The sequence below is a fragment of the Deinococcus sp. genome (assembly GCF_018260405.1).
GTDB lineage: Bacteria > Deinococcota > Deinococci > Deinococcales > Deinococcaceae > Deinococcus.
In genome coordinates, this window is record NZ_JAGLBG010000227.1 from 1 (window position 1) to 962 (window position 962).

The following is a 962-nucleotide window of genomic DNA, read 5'->3' on the forward strand; positions in this document are numbered from 1 at the left end:
TGCGAGAGGTCGGGGTACTGGGTCGAGGAGTGGTTGCCCCAGATGGTCAGGTTCTTGATGCTGCTCACGGGCTTGCCGGTCTTCTCGGCCAGCTGCGAGATGGCGCGGTTGTGGTCCAGACGCACCATGGCCGTGAAGCACTTGGGGTCGAGGTCGGGCGCGTTCTGCTGGGCGATCAGGGCGTTGGTATTGGCGGGGTTGCCCACGACCAGCACCTTGACGTCACGCTTGGCGACCTTGTTGAGCGCCTCGCCCTGGGGCTTGAAGATGCCGCCGTTGGCTCCGAGCAGGTCGCCGCGTTCCATACCGGCCTTGCGGGGCATGGCGCCCACCAGCAGGGCGTAGTCGGCGTCTTTGAAGGCCACCATCGGGTCGTCGCTGGTAATCACGTCGGCCAGCAGCGGGAAGGCGCAGTCGCGCAGCTCCATGACCACGCCGCTCAGGGCCTTGAGCGCGGGGGTGATTTCGAGCAGTTGCAGGATCACGGGCTGGTCGGCCCCCAGCATGTCGCCAGCGGCGATGCGGAAAAGCAGACTGTAGCCGATCTGTCCGGCAGCGCCAGTTACGGCCACGCGAACGGGTTGTTTCGTCGTCATAGTGTTACCTCCGTAGGAATTGGTTTTACGCCCCACAATAACGCGAAGCGGGGGCCGGGCGCAGGGGCGTTCCTGCAACGGGGACATGCTGCGGGAACAGGGCCGGGCGGCTCAGAGGCCCAGGCGAGCATAGATCGTGTCGACGTGGCGCAGATACCACTGCAAATCGAAGGCCGCGTCCAGTTCCGCGTCGCTCAGGGGGTTGGCGGGGTCGGCCCTCAGCAGGTCGCGCAGGCCCTCGCCGGTTTCCCAGCTCTGGAGGGCACTCCGCTGCACTAGGGTGTAGGCTTCCTCGCGCATCATGCCTTTTTCGTCGATCAGGGCGTGCAGCACCCGCTGACTAAAGACCAGGCCGCCCAGGTCGTT

The 962-nt window shown here is 65.6% G+C and carries 1 protein-coding gene and 1 pseudogene; both read right to left on the reverse strand.

The genetic code is table 11. The features are described 5' to 3' along the window. On the reverse strand, positions 1-596 hold a 596-nt coding region (locus QZ269_RS13220; protein ID WP_291427159.1), incomplete at its 3' end, for a malate dehydrogenase. 111 nt (positions 597-707) lie between these two features. Continuing rightward, positions 708-962, reverse strand: a pseudogene (locus QZ269_RS13225) (adenylosuccinate lyase); the annotation flags it as partial.